The following is a 17,013-nucleotide window of genomic DNA, read 5'->3' as shown; positions in this document are numbered from 1 at the left end:
GGGGTCAGGTCTCGGGCAGGTCCGGGCGCACGCCCAGCTCGCCGAGCCACGTGCCGATGACGTCGCGCTGGGCGGCGTCGCACACCTGGCCGTACCCGAGCTCGCTGTCCCAGTACTCGTACGAGCTGACCCACACGCGGCGCTCCAGACTCCACGCGTCCAGCTCGCGCAGCGCGTAGCAGTCCGCCATGAACTCCCAGTCGCCGCCGAAGGACTTCTCGGCGGTGGCGGTGGCGCCGGCGTTCGTGAACTGCAGGACGTGCGCGAACTCGTGCAGGGCGATGAACCGACGGGACCAGTCGTCCATGGCCGGGTGGAAGAGTCCGGTGCGGTCGAAGTGCACGACGTAGGGGTCGTCGGACGAGACGCAGCCGAGGGCATCCGCGCCGCATCCACTGTCCGCGATGTCGAAGGACACCCGGACGAAGCCGCGGCCGACCTCGTCGAGCACGCCCTCCATCAGCGTTCCCGAGGCGTTGGCCGCCCGCTCGGCGTCGGCCTTCGCGCGCAGGTCGACGATCGCCGCCGTCAGTTCGTCGACACTCGCGGCCGTGCGCGCGAGCGCTCCCGGGGTCCTGCGGTTCTTCCAGGCCTGATCGCGCAGCTGCTGCGCGTCGTCCGCGGGAACGATCGCGCCCATCGGCAGTCCTTCGACCGAGAGCACCGTGTGGCGGTACTCGTCCATCGCCGCCGCGTACACGTCCCGATCGTCGAGCAGATCGTTGAGGTCGGAGATCTCCTCCTCCTGCTGTTCGATCCGCTCCGTCTGCTGCCGGATCACGTCCTGCAGCTGCACGACGGTGACGACCAGCCACGCCAGGGCAGCGAGGACCGCGACGCCGAGCACGACGCCGAGGGCGATCAGGATGCCGCGCCCGCGGCGTCGCCGAGGCGGCGCGGCATCCATGGGCGCCGTGCCCGCGTTCGGAGCGGTGTCGTGCTCTTCGGGAGACTCCAGCCGTTCCGGCGACTCCAGCCGTTCCGGCGCGGGCGGGACCGACTCCGGGTTCAACTGACGTCCCGGCGCCAGCTGAAGAGGTGTCCGAGCAGTACGAGCACCAGGGCGTAGCCGAGCAGCACCGCCCCGCCGGCCCACCACTCGAGCGCCTGCGACCCATCGGCAGGCATTCCCACCGCGAAGACGCTCGCGCCCACGAGGGCGTCGCTCGCCGCGCCGGGGAGGTACTGCGTGACGTCGGACAGTCCCTCGACGAACGAGGCCGCCGCGCGCCCGACCGGCTCGAGGAACTGCGTGAACACGAGCACGCCGACGATCGCGCCGACCTGGCTGCGCACGAGGGCGCCCACGCCGATGCCGATGAGCACCCACAGCACCGAGGCCAGCAGCATCCGTCCGAGCTGCGCCCAGATATCGGGCGAGGTGAGCTCCGTGTCGAGGTCGTAGCCGGCGAGGAATCCTGCGGAGGCGCCGACGGATGCCACGATCCCCACGACCCCGTAGACCACGCCCAGCAGCACCCCGACGAGCAGCTTCGCCCACAGCACGAGGCCGCGGCGGGGGGTCGCGAGGAAGGTCGGGGTCAGGGTCTTGTGCCGGAACTCCGACGTCACCATCAGGGTGCCGATGAGGAGCGGGAAGACGTAGCCCACGGAGGTGGCGGTGCTGTAGAGCGTCGCCGCGAGGTCGTCCGCGGGCAGCGGGGGACCGTCGCCGCCGAGCGAGCCGGTCGCGGCCGCCGCGAACACGAAGCCGAGCACGGCGGCGGTGAACCCGACGTAGGCGGCGAGCACGAGGGCGAGGACCCACCACATCGCGGTGGAGAACTGCTTGGTCGTCTCGGAGCGGGTCGCTGCGGTCAGGCTCATCGCTGCTCACCTCCGTCGTGGTCGCCCGGTTCGGCCTCCGAGGACTCCGCGGCGGCGTCCCCGTCGTCGAAGGCGGCGAAGAACCGGTCTGCCTCGACGTCGGCGTCGGTCTTGAAGTCGTCCTCCCACGGGCGGTCGGCGTCATCGGGATCGGGCGGAGGCGGGGCCTCCTCGTCGTCCGCTCCTTCGGGGGCGTCCGTCTCTTCGGCCGGGATGATGTCGATGATGCCGGTGGTCGCCACGGCGAACGCCGCGGTCTGCGTGCTCGGCTCGGCGGAATCGGCGGCGGCGGGCTCAGGCTCGACGGCCTCGGGCTGGGCGACCTCGGGCTCCGCGGCGTCTGGTTCGGCCTCGGGCTGGAGCGCCACCTCGGCGTCCGACTCCGCTTCGCGCTCGATGGCGGGTTCCGGCTCAGCGGCAGGTTCCTGCTCGACGACCTCGGGTTCGGCTTCGGCGCCGACCCCGGGCTCGGGGTCCGCCGGAACGACCTCAGCGTCGGCTGCAGGCTCGGCCTCGGTCTCCATGGGGTCGACCTCAGCCTCAGCGTCGGCCCCCGCCTCCGACTCGGCCACGGCACCGGCACCCGGCACGACCGCGACCGCCGCCGACTCGATCGCCGGGATCACGTCGCCCGCGCCGGCCGCGCTCGCGTGCACGCGCGTGCCGTTGACGAGGTCGAGGAAGATCTCCTCGAGCGCCGGCCCGCGCTTGCCCAGCGACGACAGCGGAACCCCCGCCGCCGCGGCCGCCAGCCCGACCGACACCGGCTCGATGCCGCGCACCGTCAGGCCCGAGCGGAGCACCTCGAACGGGATGCCGGCCTCGGTGAGCGCCGCGGCGAGTGCCGCGCGATCGGCCGAGTCCACCACCGTCGCCTGCTCGGACGGATCGGCGAGCTCGTCGAGGCCGCCCTGGAACACCAGCCGCCCCGACGCGATGATCAGGAGGGCGTCGACCGTCTGCTGCACCTCGGCGAGCAGGTGGGACGACACGAACACCGTGCGTCCCTCGCGGGCGAGCTGCCGCAGGAAGCCGCGGATCCACTTGATGCCCTCGGGGTCGAGTCCGTTCGTGGGCTCGTCGAGCACGAGCACGCCGGGATCGCCGAGCAGCGCGTAGGCCAGACCGAGCCGCTGCCGCATGCCCAGCGAGTAGCCGCCGACCTTGCGGCCCGCGGCATCCGCCAGCCCCACGAGTCCGAGGACCTCGTCGACGCGTGATCGCGGCAGCCCCGCCGCCTGCGCGTACACGGTGAGGTGACCCGCGCCGGTGCGGCCGGGGTGGAAGCTGGATGACTCGAGCACGGCGCCGACGGTCTGCAGGGGGTTCTTCAACTGCGCGTAGCGCACCCCGTCGATCGTCGCCGTGCCCGCCGTGGGCCGCACGAGGCCGAGCAGCATGCGCAGCGACGTCGTCTTGCCGGCGCCGTTGGGACCGAGGAATCCGGTGACCACCCCGGGCTCGACGCGTGCCGTGAAGTCCGATACGGCGGTGACCGCGCCGAAGCGCTTGGTCGCACCCGAGAACTCCAGCACCTGACCTTGGGGCATTCCAGAGCCTCTCGTCGTAGGGAGCTGTTTCCCATATCTTTGCGGAAAGTACGGCCCGACGTGGGGAGAACCGCCCCGGCGGGTCACGCGCCCTCGCTTTCCGCATTCCGCCGGCGTGGTCGCGAGTAACGTTGCGACCGTGACAGACGACTCCGAGCCCACCGTCCTCGCCCGTGCCCGCGGCGGCCTCGGCCGGCTCACGCTCAACCGTCCGCGCGCCATCAACGCCCTCGACCTCGCGATGATCGACCGGCTCCACGCCGCCCTCGACGCATGGGAGCACGACACCGAGGTCGACATCGTCCTTCTCGACGGAGCGGGCGAGCGCGGCCTGTGCGCCGGCGGTGATGTGCGGGGCCTCGCCGAGCAGGTCGCGAGCGGCCACGCGCAGGATGCGGCCGCGTTCTTCCGCCACGAGTACGCCCTCAACGCCCGCATCGCCGAGTACCCCAAGACGTTCGTCGCCTTCGCCGACGGCATCACGATGGGCGGCGGCATCGGCGTCGCCGGTCACGCGGCCGTGCGCATCGTGACCGAGCGCTCGCAGCTCGCGATGCCCGAGACGCGCATCGGCTTCACGCCCGACGTGGGCGGAACGTGGCTGCTGGCGCGCGCGCCCGGACGCCTCGGCGAGTACCTGGGCCTGACGGGCGCCGCGATGGACGCCAGCGACGCCCTGTATGCCGGGTTCGCGGATCACTTCGTCCCCGCGGAGAACCTCGACGGGCTGCGCGAGGCGCTCGAGACCCGCGCCGACCCGGCCAGCCCGACCGAGCTCGTGCTGCTGTTCGACGAGACGCCGGCGTCGTCCAAGCTCGAGCGCGCGCGCAGCTGGATCGACGACGCGTTCGCCGCCGACACCGTGCCCGAGATCCTCGACCGCCTCCGCGCACGACCCGAGGCGAAGGCATCCGCGACCGCCGACCTGCTCGAGGAGCTCTCGCCCACGGGACTCGCCGTCACACTGGCGTCGGTGCGGCGGTCGCGTGAGCTCGCGAGCCTCCGCGACGCGCTCGAGCAGGAGTACGGCCTCGTGATGTGGTTCGCCACGACCCAGGCCGACCTCGCGGAAGGCATCCGCGCGCAGCTGATCGACAAGGACCGGTCGCCGAAGTGGCAGCCCGCGACCCTGGCAGACCTCCCGCCCGACCTCGCCGAAGCCGCACTCGCCTTCCGTCCCGAAACGCCGCTCTGGGACTGACGTGACCCGCAGGAGGAGCTACTCGATCGGCATCGCGATCGACTGGTTCTTCTTCGTCTTCGCCGGTGTCGCCGCCGTGTGGCTGGCGTACCTCAGTCTCAACGAGACGTTCCGCGTCGGGTGGTGGGGCGTCCCGTTCGCGGTGCTGTTCTGGGTGCTGCTGGCCTACCTCGTGCTGCCGCGGCTGCACCGCATCCTCACCACGATCTACGTGCCGGACTACTTCATCGGCCGTACGCGCACGAGCGACGGGCTGCTCGGTGACCCCGTGAACCTCGCCTTCCTCGGAGACGGCGATCAGATCGAGCGGGCGCTGCGCGCCGCGGGCTGGACGAAGGCCGACCCGGTGACCTTCGCCTCGTCGTGGCGCATCGTCGCCTCGACACTCAGACGCCGCAGCTACCACGAAGCACCCGTGAGCCCGCTCTTCCTGTTCGGCCGCCAGCAGGACTTCGCCTACCAGCAGGAGGTCGACGGCAACCCCGCCCAGCGGCACCACGTGAGGTTCTGGCGGTGCCCCGACGGATGGCTCCTGCCGGGTGGCCGCCGCGTCGACTGGCTCGCGGCGGGCACGTTCGACACGAGCGTCGGGCTGTCGCTCTTCACCCTCCAGGTGACGCATCGCATCGACGCCGAGACCGACATCGAGCGCGACCACATCGTGGCGACGATCCGGGATGCCGACCCCCGCGTCTCCGTCGACGTCATCGTGGACTTCGCCACCGGCTACCACGCGCGCAACGGCGGCGGTGACACGATCACCACCGACGGCGACCTCCCGGTGGTCGACGTGCGGGCACTGGCGGGAGGGGACGCATGAACGGCGAGACGGGCGCAGCCCGGACGCCCCGCAAGCGCCCGGCGTTCGAGCCGGCGGTGCGCCTGCTGCGGCCCACCGGCTACGACCCCGACATGAAGCGCCCGGCGTCGATCGTCGCCGGGACGGGGCTGGTGCTGCTCAGCGCGGTGGCGGGGGTGCTCGTGCTCCTCGGCGTGGGACTGACATGGAACGATCTCGTGGCCAGCGCCGACGCGGACTTCGAAGGGTTCGAGCCGACCCCGGAGGGACGCGCGGCCGGCCTCGCGGCGGTCGTGGTCGCGGCGGCCGTCGGCGTGATCGCCGACCTGATCCTCGCGCTCTTCGTCTTCCTCGGACGCAACTGGGCGCGGGTGATCGTCATGCTGTTCGCCGTGTTCTCGATCAGCGGCTACTTCGTCGCGTGGTGGGCGCAGGGCCAGGAGATCACGCTCGGCGGCGCGTTCGTCTCGGTCGCCGTCGACATCCTCCTGCTCCTGGCCCTGTCGAGCCGCAGCGCCGCCGCGTACGCACGGCGGCTGGAGCATCCAGCCTCCTGACGGAAACGGGGCACTAGCCTGAGATCCGCCCGTATCGACGCCGGGGAGGGTGAGTGTTCGACAGTCCGCTGTCCGCTTCGGCGTACGACGTGCTCGGCGTCGCGCCCGACGCCGACGACGAGGCGCTTCGCCGCGCGTACCGCCTGCGCCTGCGGCAGACCCACCCCGACACCGGCGGCGACGCGGCGGTCTTCATCCAGGTGCAGCGCGCGTGGGAACTCGTCGGCACGCCCGACGCCCGTGCGGCCTATGACCGGGGTCACGGATTCGGCGAGCGGGCCGCGCCGGAGTGGTCGGGGTGGCGCGCGCCGGCGGCGCGCACCGACACCCGGCCGCGCGCTCGCTCGTACGGCCACCCCGGCGGGTGGCGGCGCGAGCGCTACCTCGACCTCATCCGCGAATGGGCGGGGAGGGGCGTCACCCTCGAGGACCCGTACGACCCCGCCCTCGTGCGCTCCGCCCCGCAGCATCTGCGGCGGCTTCTCGCCGACGCGCTCGCCGAGGAGGAGACGGCCCGCATCGTCGCGGACCTCGGCATGGGCTACACGGTGTGGCACGACGTGGACGCCTCGGGGCGAGACGCCGACCCCGACGCCAAGGTCGACCACATCGTGCTGGGGCCGAGCGGCCTGTACGGCGTCCTGTCGGAGGACTTCGGCGGGCCCGTGCGCGTGCGCCGCGGCGAGCTGCTCGGCGACGGCGTGACCGGCGCCCCGATCGCGACGCTCGTCGCCCGCATGCGCGGACTCGCGCGCGCGGCCGGAGTGCGCTTCAGCGGAGCGATCGTCGTCCTGCCGGACGACGACGTGATGCAGGTCATCGACGAGATCGGCAAGGTGCGCGGCACGCCGGTGGCCGTCGTCGGCCGCAGCGCCCTCGCCACCGTGCTGCGCCGCGGCATCACCGGGGCGCGGGCGATGGGCGGCAACGAGGTCTTCGACGTGCGCACCCGCCTGCAGCACGCGGTGCGCTTCGCCTGAGACACCCGGGGCACGGGCAGCCCGATCGATCAGTCCGTGAGTCCGAAGAGCTCGAGCGGGTGCGTCAGCCGCCACCACGCGTCGGGGCCCTCGATGTCGTCGGCCAGGAGGAGGTCGACGGTCACGGTGTCGAGCGGACCGGCGACCGTGAGAGCACCCACGACGTCGCCCTCGTCGCGGTGCTCGCCGAGCGCGTACGCCACCGACGGCTCACCGACGCCGCCGTTCCACAGCACGACCGAGGCGTCGTCCGCGGTCACCACAGCGACGTCCTCGCCCCACGCGGTCTCGACCGAGCCGGCGAGCGTCCCCGCGGTCACCGAGGGCTTCAGCTGCAGCTCCTGCTCGAGCTGGGCGTAGAGCGCCCGTGTCGCGGCGAGCCGCGTCTCGTCGTCGGGCTGGCCGAGCACCGAGGCGTAGAGGCGCACGGTCGTGTCGCCGACCGTGATCTCCTTCGCCGACAGCAGGTTGGAGGAGGCGAGGGTGCCGGTCTTGATCCCCACCACTCCCGGGTCCGCGAGAAGGGCGTTCGTGTTCTCGATGACGCCCACTCCGGGAAGGTCGACCGACTTCTGCGCGACGATCCCGGCGATGACCGGGTTCGCCATCGCGCGCTGAGCGAGCGCGATGAGGGCCGCCGGCGTGGCGGAGTTGCCCGGATCCATGCCCGTCGGCTCGACGATCGTGACACCGGGGACGCCGTGGGCGCTCAGCCACGACATGGCGGCGTCGGCGAACACCCCGTCGGACGGGAACAGGTTGCCGGCGAGCCGGTCGGCGTAGTTGTTGGCCGAGCCGACGAGCATCGCCTGGAGCATCTGGTACTGCGTGAGGCTGCCGCCCACCGGCACGTCGATCGCCGACTCGCCGCGCGCGAGGTAGTCCCAATAGGCGGCCGAGTCCGCGTACCCGAACTGGAACACCGGCCCCTGCTCGCCGACCGCGAGCGGCATCTGGTCGAGCACCACGAGGGCGGTGACGAGTTTCGTGATGCTCGCGATCGCGTCGGGTGCGTCGGCAGATGCCGCGGTGCCGGGGATCCCCTGGACGGCGATCGCCGCGCTGCCGGCCGCGGGCCACGCGGGGGCGGTCGCCGGAGCAGCCGCCGGCTGGATGCCGACCGCGGTCACCGTGGGCGCGACCGCGTGGAGCGGCCACGCGAGCGTCGTCGCGGCGTACGCGCCGAGCACGCCCGCGATCGCGAGGGTCGGGATCACCACGCCCGAGCGGAGCAGGGGTCGGCGGGGCCGCCGGGCGAGGAGGTCCGTATCGACCGGGATGTACGAGGACGACGCGGCGTTCAGGTCGAGTGGTGCGGAGCTCTGCGCGACGGAGTTCTCGTCGACCCACGTCAGTGCCAGGCGGCGGCCGGCCGCCTGGACATCGGCCGCGACTGTCGGCGCGGGCTCGAGGGTCATGGTGGTCGTGTCGGCGGCCGCACGGGTCGCAGGAGCCGCGACGAATCCCGAGGATGCCCCGGCCGCAGCATCCACCGCACCGAGCGTCATCGCGCTGTCGTTCGTCCCGCCGCCGTACCCGGCGACCGGGAACTCACCGGTCGCCGCGCGGCGCGCACGGCGCGTCGGGGCGGGGGCGTCGTCCACGGTCACCCGCTCAAGATACCCCGGTCCGCGGCGTATACTCTGCTGCAAGACCACGGGAGTCCGGTGAGCCGGGCTGAGAGGAAGCGACCCACGCTTCGACCGTCGAACCTGATCCGGATCATGCCGGCGCAGGGAGGAGTTCACATGCACGCATCCGCGTCCGCCCACACGTCCACCGGGACGCCCGTCTCGAAGACCCCGCACGCCTATCGCTGGCGGGTCGTCGACATCGTCGTCGCCGCCGTGCTCGGCGTCGCGCTCGGCCTCGTCTTCTGGGCCTGGAACACCGTCGGGTACGCCTGGTTCGTCTCGATGGACGCCCTCACCCCCGGCCTCGGCGGCCTCGCCGTCGGCATCTGGCTCATCGGCGGAGTGATCGGCGGCCTCGTGATCCGCAAGCCCGGCGCGGCCCTCCTCGTCGAGGTGATCGCCGCGATCGTGTCGATGCTCATCGGCAACGTGTGGGGGGTCTCGACACTGCTGTCCGGCATCGTGCAGGGCCTCGGCGCCGAGCTGATCTTCGCGATCTTCCTCTACCGCCGCTTCACGCTCCCCGTCGCGATGCTCGCCGGCGCCGGCGCGGCACTGGGCGCATGGGTGTTCGAGCTGTTCTACGGCAGCTCGCCGAACATCCTCAAGACACTCGAGTTCAACACCATCTATCTCGTCTCGCTCCTGGTGTCGGGTGCGCTCCTCGCGGGCCTCGTCGGGTGGCTGGCGGTGCGCGGTCTCGCCGCCACCGGTGCGCTGAACCGCTTCGCGGTCGGGCGCGAAGCACGCCGCGAGGTCTGACGTGTCGGTGACCCGTCCCGGCCGCATCACGGCGGAGGGCTGGGGCTGGCGCTATGCCGGGCGGCGAGCGCCGGCCGTGCACGACGTGTCCTTCACGATCGAGCCGGGCGAGCGCGTGCTGCTCCTCGGGGCGTCCGGTGCGGGCAAGTCCACCCTGCTCGCGGGGATGGCCGGGCTCCTCGGCGGAGCCGACGAGGGAGACGAGACCGGTGCGCTCCGCATCGACGGCGAGCGACCCGAGGCGCACCGCGGCCGGGTCGGGCTCGTGCTGCAGGACCCCGACGCGGGTCTCGTGCTGTCCAAGGTGGGGGACGACGTCGCATTCGGCTGCGAGAACCTCGGCGTTCGCGCCGAGGAGATCCCCGCGCGCGTCGCCGAGGCGCTGGACGCCGTCGGCCTCGATGTGCCCCTCGACCGCCCGACGAAGGCGCTGTCGGGCGGGCAGAAGCAGCGTCTCGCGCTCGCCGGCGTGCTCGCGATGCGACCCGGCGTCGTGCTCCTGGACGAGCCGACCGCGAACCTCGACCCCGACGGTGTGCGCGACGTGCGCGATGCCGTGGAGCGCGCGGTGCGCGCCGCCGGCGCGACGCTCGTCGTCATCGAGCACCGCACCGCGGTGTGGGCGGACCTCATGGACCGCGTCATCGTCGTCGGCGCGGGCGGCGGCCTGCTCGCCGACGGAACGCCCGCCGAGGTGTTCGACCGGCACGGCGTGGAGCTCGCCGCCGCCGGGGTGTGGGTGCCGGGCCGCCCCGTCGAGGTGCCGGAGCTCGCGCCCGCTCCGCCCGACGCCGCGGCGGCGGTCGCGGCATCCGGTCTCGCCCTCTCGCGCGACGGGCGCACCGTCGTGCGCGCCGGCCTCGACCTCGTCGTCCCGCGCGGCGCGGCGACCGTCGTCACGGGCCCGAACGGCGCCGGCAAGTCCACGCTCGCCCTCACCCTCGCGGGGCTCCTGCCCGAGGCCGCCGGCGAGGTGCTCGCCGCACCGGAGCTCGCGGGCCGCTCGGGGCGCCGCCCGTCGCGCTGGACGTCCCGGGAGCTGCTCACCCGCATCGGAACGGTCTTCCAGGAGCCCGAGCACCAGTTCCTGGCCTCGACGGTGAGGGACGAGCTCGCGATCGGACCCCGATCGCGCCGCGTCGACCCGGCGGCGACGGCCCGGATCGTCGACGAGCTGCTCGAGCGGCTCCACCTCGCTCCGCTCGCCGCCGCGAACCCCTTCACGCTGTCGGGCGGACAGAAGCGCCGCCTGTCGGTGGCGACGGTGCTCGCCGACGCGCCTCCGGTCATCGTGCTCGACGAGCCGACGTTCGGGCAGGACCGGCGCGGCTGGATCGAACTCGTGCGGCTGCTGCAGTCCGAGATCGCCGGGGGGACCACGGTCGTCGCCGTGACCCATGACGAGGACGTTCGGCGCCATCTCGGCGGGCACCGGATCGAACTCGACGCGCCCGTGGGGGTCGGGTCGTGACCGCCCTCGCTGCGCGCGGGCACGCGGATGTCGAGACGCCGCGGTCGGCGTGGCTCGACGGCGTCAATCCGGTGACCAAGATCGTCCTCGCGCTGCTGCTCTCCGTGCCGCTCCTCGCGTCGATCGACGTCACGAGCTCCCTCGTCGCGATCGGTCTGCAGCTGGTGTGCATCCCGCTGACCGGGCTGGCGCTCTCGACGGTGATCATGCGGATGCTGCCCGTCCTGGTGTTCGCGCCGGTCGCGGGCATCAGCATGCTTCTCTACGCCGAGCCCGGCGGAACCGTCTACTGGTCGTTCTGGTACGCGACCGTGTCGGACGACTCCATCGCGCTCGCGATCGCCGTGTGCCTGCGAGTGCTCGCGCTCGCCCTGCCCACGATCCTGCTGTTCGGCCGCACCGACCCCACGGAGCTCGCCGACGCGCTCGCCCAGGTCGCGCGGCTGCCCTCGCGCTTCGTGCTGGGTGTGCTCGCGGGCACGCGCACCCTCGGACTCTTCCTGGACGACTGGCGCAGCATGGGGCTTGCGCGCCGCGCGCGCGGCGTCGGAGACACCGGCGCCGTCCGCCGGTTCTTCTCGATGGCCTTCGTGCTGCTCGTGTTCGCGGTGCGCCGTGGGACCAAGCTCGCGATGGCGATGGAGGCGCGCGGCTTCGGCTCCGGCATCCCCCGCACGTGGGCGCGGCCGTCGCGCCTGCACCCGCGCGATGCGGTGGCCCTTCTCGGCGGGGCGGTGATCATGGCGACGGCGATCGGCGCCGCCGTCGCGGCCGGAACGTTCCGCTTCGTGTGGTCCTGACGGAGGATGCCGCACGCCTTCGGGCGCGCGGGCTCGGGCCGGCCGGTTCCGGGTCGGTCACCGGGTTAGCGCTGCAGTTTGCGACGGGCGCTGCGTCGCGAACTGCAGCGGTTGTCGGGAACTGCAGCGCGGGATGCCCGGGGCCGAGCCGAGCGCGGGATGCGGGGACCCCGGCCCGCCGCTCCGCCCCGCCCCCGCCGGCTCAGCCGCCGGCGACGAGCCTCTGGTACGCCGGCTGCATCGCGGGGTAGTAGTCGCTCCAGGCGACGGATGCGGCATCCCGCCCCTTCTGCACCGCGACGAGGCGGTCGAGGTAGTACTCCCACCCGGGGCCGATCGAGCCGATCTCGTCTTCCGGGCCGAGGCGCTGGCCGAACACCAGCAGCGTCGTCGCGCCCTTCTCCACCAGCTCGAACCACAGGTGCCACGACCCGGTCGCGAGCGACGTGTCGCCCGAGAACCGTCGAGGCGGGTCGCACTCGAGGATCGTGTACTCCTCGGGAGCGACATCCTCACCCTCGGACGTCATGAAGAACGCCACACGGCCCGTGCTCGGGTCGCCTTCCCAGCGTCCGATCCAGCGCTCGAGTCGTGCGGACTCGGTCAGCTCGCGCCACATCTCGGCGGCCGGTGCCGCGAACGTGCGCGTGAGCACGAGGTTCGGATGGCCGTCGATGTCCGTCACGGTCCCGGTGATGTCGGTGCGGTCGGTCATGGGGCGTCCTCTCGATCCCGTCCATGCTTCCACCCCCTGCCGGGCGGCGCCATGCCGCATCACGCGGAGTCGGCGGCGTCCTCGTGGCGGGCGGCGCGCAGCGGCGACACGAGCACGACCAGTGCCGCCGCCGCGAAGACGCCCGCACCGACCGCGATCGCCGGTTGGAACCCGAGGACGGTCATGAGCACCCCCGCGAGGAGGGCGCCGAAGAAGAAGACGACCCGATTGACCGTCCGGATCGTCGAGTTCATGCGGCCCTGGATGGCATCGGGCGCGATCGCCTGGCGGTAGGAGATGTCGTTGGCGTCCTCGACGCCCATCGCGAAGCCGTACACGAACTGCGCCGCCGCGACGACGGTGAGGACGACGGCGACTCCGCTGTCGGCGGTCAGCGGAGCCAGCGCGAGGCCCAGCCACGGCAGCACGACGAGCGCGCGGCCGAAGAGGATCGCGCGCCCGGCGCCCCACCGCGCGCCCAGGCGCGGGGCGATCATCGCTCCGGTGAACCCGCCCGCCCCTCCGAAAGCGAGTGCCACGCCGAACGCCCACGACGGGAGGGCGAGTTCGCGCAGGACGTACACCGCGAAGACGGTCACGACGATGCTGTTGGCGAGGAACCACACGTGCACCGAGAGAGCCAGGGGCCGAAGCGTGCGGTGCCGGTAGGTGAAGCGCAGGCCCTCCGCGATGTCGTGGCCCACGTGCCGGCCCGCGGGCCGGGCCGCCGGCTTCGGCTCGACCACCCGGATCCGCGACTGGAGCACGGCGGCGACGGCGTTGATGATCGCCTCCAGCAGGAACAGGAGGGGCGCGCCGATCAGGGTGAACAGCAGCCCGCCCACGGCGGGCCCGGCCGTCTCGGCCACCGTCTGGCTCTGCCCGAGGCGGGCGTTGGCGTCGACGAGCGAGGTGCGCGGCACGATCCGGGGGAGGAGGGGCTGGGACGCGGAGTCCCCGAACAGGGTGAGCACGCCGAGGATCAGCACGACCGCGGCGAGCGACCAGAAGTTCAGCGCGTCCAGCACGAGGAGGATCGGGATCGCCCCCAGCGTCAGGGCGCGTCCGACGGTCGTGATCACGAGTGTCCGCTGCCGCCGCCAGCGGTCCATGAGCGCCCCGATGACGAGCCCGAGGAAGAGGTACGGGACGACGCTGAGCGCGCTCAGGACGGAGATCTGGAGCGGCGTGGCCTCGATGACCGTCACGATGAGGATCTGCAGGGCGACGCCGGCCATCGCGGTGGCGAACGCCCGGATCGTCGACGCGCTCCAGAAGTACGCGAAGGCCGGAAGCGCGAGGATCTCGCGCCGTCCCGCGACGGGGCCCCTGCGGTCCGTCATCCGTCGCGGTCCGTCATGTGGCGTTCCAGAGCTCCCGGTAGTAGGCGAGGCGCTCGCGATCGGGATCGACCCCGTACGCCTCGATGAGGGCATCCTCCCACCCGGGACCGTAGTTCCACTCGGTGCTCATCGACGCCACGGCGATGTCGGCCCAGCGGTCGCCCACCCCGAGCGCGCCCAGGTCGACGTGCGCCGACCACCGGCCGTCGTCGATGAGCGTGTTCGGGCAGCACGCGTCGGCGTGGCACACCACGAGGCGATCGATCGGCGGCGGGTCGAGCAGCGACGACGGGACGTGGATGCCGCGGCCCGCCGCGTGCGCGATGCGGTGGGGCACGCCCCAGTCGAAGGGGCAGTCGTCCACAGGGAGCGCGTCGTGGAGCGCGCGCAGACCCTCGCCCACGGCGCGGACGGCAACCGCCGGACGGGCGACCCACTTCGTCGCGACGGCGCTCTCGCCGGGCAGGGCGCGCGTGACGAGCCACTCGTACCGGTCGTCGCCGCCGGACTCGAGCACCTCCGGCACCCGCACATATCCACCAGCCCATGCCAGGCGCTCTGCCTCGTCCGCGAACGAGGACTCGTCGTTGCGCGGGCCGTGCTTGATGAACCGCTCGTCGTCGGTCCGGAAGGTCAGGCCGCCCTGGTTGTTGCGCCACACCGAGACCACCGCGGCGCGCCCCGCGAGCTCGCGCACGCGCGCCGGGACGTCGACGGGCGCCGCGGGGATCGTCATGCGACCATGATGCCCGCGGACTACGCTGGGCGTGGCATCCCGTTCACGCGTGAGACTGAGTCCCGCCTAGAGTGGGATGCAATGTCTCGGCAGTTCGAAGGAGAACGCATGGACCTCTCCGGCTCCTCGGCCCTCGTCACGGGCGGCGCCAGCGGCCTCGGCCTCGCGACCGCGCGTCGTCTCGCGGCGGCCGGTGCCGCCGTCACGATCGTCGACCTGCCGGGCTCTGCCGGGGCCGACGTCGCGGCCGAGCTCGGCGGCGCGTTCGCGGCCGCCGACGTCACCGACGTCGCCCAGGTGTCCGCGGCCGTCGAGGTCGCGGCATCCACCGCCCCGCTGCGGGTGGCCGTCAACTGCGCCGGCATCGCACCCCCGGCGAAGGTGCTCGACCGCGACGGGACCCCGACGCCGCTCGAAGGGTTCGAGCGCATCGTGCGGGTCAACCTGTTCGGCACGTACAACGTCCTGTCCCAGGCGGCCGCGGCGATGGCCCGCACCGAGCCGACGGCCGACGGCGACCGCGGCGTCATCGTCAACACGGCGAGCGTGGCGGCGTTCGACGGGCAGATCGGGCAGCCCGCCTACGCCGCCAGCAAGGGGGGCGTGCACGCGATGACCCTCCCGGTCGCGCGCGAGCTCGCCCGGTACGCGATCCGTGTCGTGACGATCGCGCCCGGGATCATGGAGACGCCGATGCTGATGGGCCTGCCCCAGGCCGCGCAGGACTCCCTCGGCCAGCAGGTGCCCTACCCGCAGCGTCTCGGCCGGCCCGACGAGTACGCCGACCTCGTCATGGCGATCGTCGCCAACGGCTATCTCAACGGCGAGACCATCCGCCTCGACGGCGCGATCCGCATGGCCCCCAAGTAAGGAGCACAGTGAGCGAATCGATCCTCCTCCACGTCGCCGGCGGGCTCGCCCGCATCACGTTCAACCGACCGGCATCCCTCAACGCGATGGATTTCGAGATGGGCGGCCGCTGGCGAGACATCGCGCACGCCGTCACCGAGGACGCCTCGGTCGGGGCCGTGATCCTGGATGCCGCAGGCCCGGCCTTCTGCGCCGGCGGCGACGTCGTCGCCATGGCGACCTCGGGCGCGGCCGGGGCGGACGTCACCGCGATGGCCGAGGTCATCCACGACGGCATCCGAACTCTCGCGCTCTCCGACAAGCCGATCGTCGCGGCGGTGCAGGGCGCCGTCGCCGGCGGCGGTCTCGGACTGATGCTCACGGCCGACTACATCGTCGCCGCCGACTCGGCGAAGTTCGTCAGCAAGTACGCCAACATCGGGCTGACCCCCGACCTCGGCGTCTCGACGCTGCTTCCGGCCGCGATCGGCCAGCGCCGCGCGCTGCGGCTGCTCCTGCAGGACACCACGATCGACGCCGAGACCGCGCTCGACTGGGGACTCGTCACGGAGGTGGTTCCGCTCGACCGGCTGCCCGTCCGGGCCGACGAGATCGCCGACTTCTGGATCGCCGGTGCCACCGCGGCATTCGGGCAGGCCAAGCGCCTCGTCCGGGTCGGCGCCGATCGCCCGTTCGCCGAGAACCTCGACGACGAGGCCCGGTCGATCGGCGCCCGCTTCGAGACCGAGGAGTCCCGCGTCCGCGTCGCCGCGTTCGCCGCGGCATCCACCAAGTCCCGTTCCTGACGCTCGACGTCGAGAAGCCGCGACCTCGCCGAGCAACCCCGTCGTCGACGTGAACAACATGCGGCCTCGACGAGAAACCGCGATCTCGACAACGAGACGCCCGAAAGGAAACCGAGATGAGTGAGAACACCCTCGCCGGCAAGACGATCCTCATGTCCGGCGGCAGCCGCGGCATCGGCCTGGCGATCGCCCTGCGGGCCGCCCGCGACGGCGCGAACGTCGCGCTGCTGGCGAAGACCGACACCCCTCACCCCAAGCTCGAGGGCACCGTGCACTCGGCGGCCGAGCAGATCCGGGCCGCCGGGGGTCGAGCGCTGCCGATCGTCGGCGACGTGCGCAGCGACGACGACGTCACCGAAGCCGTGCTCAAGACGCAGGGCGAGTTCGGCGGCATCGACATCGTCGTCAACAACGCCTCCGTGATCGACCTGTCGCGCTCGCTCGACCTCCCCGCGAAGAAGTACGACCTCATGCAGGACGTCAACGTGCGCGGCACCTTCATGCTCAGCCGCACGGCCGCGCCGATCCTGAAGGATGCCGCCAACCCGCACATCCTGTCGCTCTCGCCGCCGCTCAACCTGTCGCCGAAGTGGCTCGGCGCGCACACCGGGTACACGCTGGCGAAGTACGGCATGACCATGGCGACGCTCGGCATGGCGGCGGAGTTCGGCCCGCTCGGCATCGCGGCCAACACGCTGTGGCCCGCGACGACGATCGCGACCGCCGCCGTGCAGTTCGCGCTCGGCGGCGACGCGATGATGAAGGTCAGCCGCACGCCGGAGATCTACGCGGATGCCGCGTACGAGGTCCTCGTGCAGCCGTCGCGCGAGTACACCGGGCAGAGCCTCATCGTCGAGGACGTGCTGCGCGCCGCCGGCGTCGAGGACTTCTCGCGCTACGCCGCCGTCCCGGGCACGCCCGACGACCAGCTCTTCCCCGACATCTTCCTCTGAGCCTTCCGCGCGGCCCGCGCGCGGGCCGCG

17 protein-coding genes and 1 riboswitch are annotated in these 17,013 nt (G+C 72.7%); of the genes, 10 read left to right on the top strand and 7 right to left on the bottom strand.

What is annotated here, in order from left to right:
- Positions 1-4: 4 nt before the first annotated feature.
- The 3 genes from ACFQ0P_RS04935 to ACFQ0P_RS04925 are packed head-to-tail and all read right to left on the bottom strand — an operon-like array spanning position 5 to position 3,377.
- Complete coding sequence (locus ACFQ0P_RS04935; RefSeq protein ID WP_204980947.1) at positions 5-1,012, bottom strand: hypothetical protein; 1,008 nt, start codon at positions 1,010-1,012, stop codon at positions 5-7.
- Positions 1,009-1,827 (bottom strand): ABC transporter permease, encoded by an 819-nt coding sequence (locus ACFQ0P_RS04930; protein ID WP_204980945.1) that lies wholly within the window; start codon positions 1,825-1,827, stop codon positions 1,009-1,011. The genes ACFQ0P_RS04935 and ACFQ0P_RS04930 overlap by 4 nt, the downstream gene beginning before the upstream one ends.
- Positions 1,824-3,377: an ATP-binding cassette domain-containing protein gene (locus ACFQ0P_RS04925; protein ID WP_204980942.1), complete on the bottom strand. Its 1,554-nt coding sequence runs from the start codon at positions 3,375-3,377 to the stop codon at positions 1,824-1,826. Before ACFQ0P_RS04925 ends, ACFQ0P_RS04930 begins: the two co-directional genes overlap by 4 nt.
- Before the next feature lie 139 nt (positions 3,378-3,516).
- On the opposite strand from ACFQ0P_RS04925, the gene ACFQ0P_RS04920 reads away from it, so the two are divergent.
- From ACFQ0P_RS04920 to ACFQ0P_RS04905, 4 genes are read left to right on the top strand one after another with little or no spacing between them, the layout of a single operon-like run.
- On the top strand, positions 3,517-4,578 hold the full coding sequence (locus tag ACFQ0P_RS04920) for an enoyl-CoA hydratase/isomerase family protein (protein WP_204980935.1): 1,062 nt from the start codon (positions 3,517-3,519) through the stop codon (positions 4,576-4,578).
- A gap of 1 nt (position 4,579) precedes the next feature.
- Positions 4,580-5,398, top strand: coding sequence for an LssY C-terminal domain-containing protein (locus tag ACFQ0P_RS04915; RefSeq protein ID WP_204980933.1), 819 nt, complete (start codon positions 4,580-4,582; stop codon positions 5,396-5,398).
- Positions 5,395-5,934 (top strand): hypothetical protein, encoded by a 540-nt coding sequence (locus ACFQ0P_RS04910; RefSeq protein WP_204980932.1) that lies wholly within the window; start codon positions 5,395-5,397, stop codon positions 5,932-5,934. Before ACFQ0P_RS04915 ends, ACFQ0P_RS04910 begins: the two co-directional genes overlap by 4 nt.
- Before the next feature lie 53 nt (positions 5,935-5,987).
- Positions 5,988-6,914: a DnaJ domain-containing protein gene (locus ACFQ0P_RS04905; protein ID WP_204980931.1), complete on the top strand. Its 927-nt coding sequence runs from the start codon at positions 5,988-5,990 to the stop codon at positions 6,912-6,914.
- Between the two features lie 29 nt (positions 6,915-6,943).
- On the opposite strand, the gene ACFQ0P_RS04900 is transcribed toward ACFQ0P_RS04905, so the two are convergent.
- Positions 6,944-8,524 (bottom strand): D-alanyl-D-alanine carboxypeptidase family protein, encoded by a 1,581-nt coding sequence (locus ACFQ0P_RS04900; protein WP_204980929.1) that lies wholly within the window; start codon positions 8,522-8,524, stop codon positions 6,944-6,946.
- A 36-nt stretch (positions 8,525-8,560) separates the two neighbouring features.
- Positions 8,561-8,670, top strand: a riboswitch (TPP riboswitch).
- On the opposite strand from ACFQ0P_RS04900, the gene ACFQ0P_RS04895 reads away from it, so the two are divergent.
- From ACFQ0P_RS04895 to ACFQ0P_RS04885, 3 genes are all read left to right on the top strand, one after another.
- Positions 8,663-9,310 (top strand): ECF transporter S component, encoded by a 648-nt coding sequence (locus ACFQ0P_RS04895; RefSeq protein WP_204980927.1) that lies wholly within the window; start codon positions 8,663-8,665, stop codon positions 9,308-9,310. (Overlaps the previous riboswitch by 8 nt.)
- A 7-nt stretch (positions 9,311-9,317) precedes the next feature.
- Positions 9,318-10,781: an ABC transporter ATP-binding protein gene (locus ACFQ0P_RS04890; protein ID WP_378772360.1), complete on the top strand. Its 1,464-nt coding sequence runs from the start codon at positions 9,318-9,320 to the stop codon at positions 10,779-10,781.
- Complete coding sequence (locus ACFQ0P_RS04885) at positions 10,778-11,581, top strand: energy-coupling factor transporter transmembrane component T family protein (RefSeq protein ID WP_204980925.1); 804 nt, start codon at positions 10,778-10,780, stop codon at positions 11,579-11,581. The genes ACFQ0P_RS04890 and ACFQ0P_RS04885 overlap by 4 nt, the downstream gene beginning before the upstream one ends.
- Before the next feature lie 202 nt (positions 11,582-11,783).
- Here the strand turns inward: ACFQ0P_RS04885 and ACFQ0P_RS04880 are convergent, their stop codons facing one another.
- Genes ACFQ0P_RS04880 through ACFQ0P_RS04870 form a run of 3 tightly spaced genes read right to left on the bottom strand, consistent with a single transcriptional unit; the run spans position 11,784 to position 14,375 of the window.
- Complete coding sequence (locus ACFQ0P_RS04880) at positions 11,784-12,296, bottom strand: SRPBCC domain-containing protein (protein WP_204980923.1); 513 nt, start codon at positions 12,294-12,296, stop codon at positions 11,784-11,786.
- 59 nt (positions 12,297-12,355) lie between these two features.
- Positions 12,356-13,639, bottom strand: a complete 1,284-nt coding sequence (locus tag ACFQ0P_RS04875) for an MFS transporter (protein ID WP_204980921.1) — start codon at positions 13,637-13,639, stop codon at positions 12,356-12,358.
- 13 nt (positions 13,640-13,652) lie between these two features.
- Positions 13,653-14,375, bottom strand: coding sequence for a phosphotransferase (locus ACFQ0P_RS04870; protein WP_204980920.1), 723 nt, complete (start codon positions 14,373-14,375; stop codon positions 13,653-13,655).
- A gap of 108 nt (positions 14,376-14,483) precedes the next feature.
- On the opposite strand from ACFQ0P_RS04870, the gene ACFQ0P_RS04865 reads away from it, so the two are divergent.
- The 3 genes from ACFQ0P_RS04865 to ACFQ0P_RS04855 all read left to right on the top strand — a co-directional run bounded on the left by ACFQ0P_RS04865 (position 14,484) and on the right by ACFQ0P_RS04855 (position 16,983).
- Entirely contained in the window at positions 14,484-15,245 is a 762-nt protein-coding gene (locus tag ACFQ0P_RS04865; protein ID WP_204980918.1) for an SDR family NAD(P)-dependent oxidoreductase, read from the top strand.
- An 8-nt stretch (positions 15,246-15,253) separates the two neighbouring features.
- Positions 15,254-16,030, top strand: a complete 777-nt coding sequence (locus ACFQ0P_RS04860) for an enoyl-CoA hydratase/isomerase family protein (protein ID WP_204980915.1) — start codon at positions 15,254-15,256, stop codon at positions 16,028-16,030.
- Between the two features lie 116 nt (positions 16,031-16,146).
- A complete protein-coding gene (locus ACFQ0P_RS04855; protein WP_204980914.1) occupies positions 16,147-16,983 on the top strand; it encodes an SDR family oxidoreductase in 837 nt (278 codons plus the stop codon).
- The last annotated feature ends 30 nt before the right edge of the window (positions 16,984-17,013 follow it).

The sequence above is a fragment of the Microbacterium insulae genome (assembly GCF_042677065.1).
Classification (GTDB): Bacteria; Actinomycetota; Actinomycetes; order Actinomycetales; family Microbacteriaceae; genus Microbacterium; species Microbacterium insulae.
This window is presented reverse-complemented; position numbering and strand designations above follow the sequence as displayed.

Excerpts from the sequence above, each read along its gene's own strand:
- ACFQ0P_RS04930 (WP_204980945.1), bottom strand. The coding sequence starts at position 1,827 with ATGAGCCTGACCGCAGCGACCCGCTCCGAGACGACCAAGCAGTTCTCC.
- ACFQ0P_RS04925 (WP_204980942.1), bottom strand. The coding sequence starts at position 3,377 with ATGCCCCAAGGTCAGGTGCTGGAGTTCTCGGGTGCGACCAAGCGCTTC.
- ACFQ0P_RS04910 (WP_204980932.1), top strand. The coding sequence starts at position 5,395 with ATGAACGGCGAGACGGGCGCAGCCCGGACGCCCCGCAAGCGCCCGGCG.
- ACFQ0P_RS04895 (WP_204980927.1), top strand. The coding sequence starts at position 8,663 with ATGCACGCATCCGCGTCCGCCCACACGTCCACCGGGACGCCCGTCTCG.
- ACFQ0P_RS04880 (WP_204980923.1), bottom strand. The coding sequence starts at position 12,296 with ATGACCGACCGCACCGACATCACCGGGACCGTGACGGACATCGACGGC.
- ACFQ0P_RS04875 (WP_204980921.1), bottom strand. The coding sequence starts at position 13,639 with ATGACGGACCGCAGGGGCCCCGTCGCGGGACGGCGCGAGATCCTCGCG.
- ACFQ0P_RS04870 (WP_204980920.1), bottom strand. The coding sequence starts at position 14,375 with ATGACGATCCCCGCGGCGCCCGTCGACGTCCCGGCGCGCGTGCGCGAG.
- ACFQ0P_RS04865 (WP_204980918.1), top strand. The coding sequence starts at position 14,484 with ATGGACCTCTCCGGCTCCTCGGCCCTCGTCACGGGCGGCGCCAGCGGC.
- ACFQ0P_RS04855 (WP_204980914.1), top strand. The coding sequence starts at position 16,147 with ATGAGTGAGAACACCCTCGCCGGCAAGACGATCCTCATGTCCGGCGGC.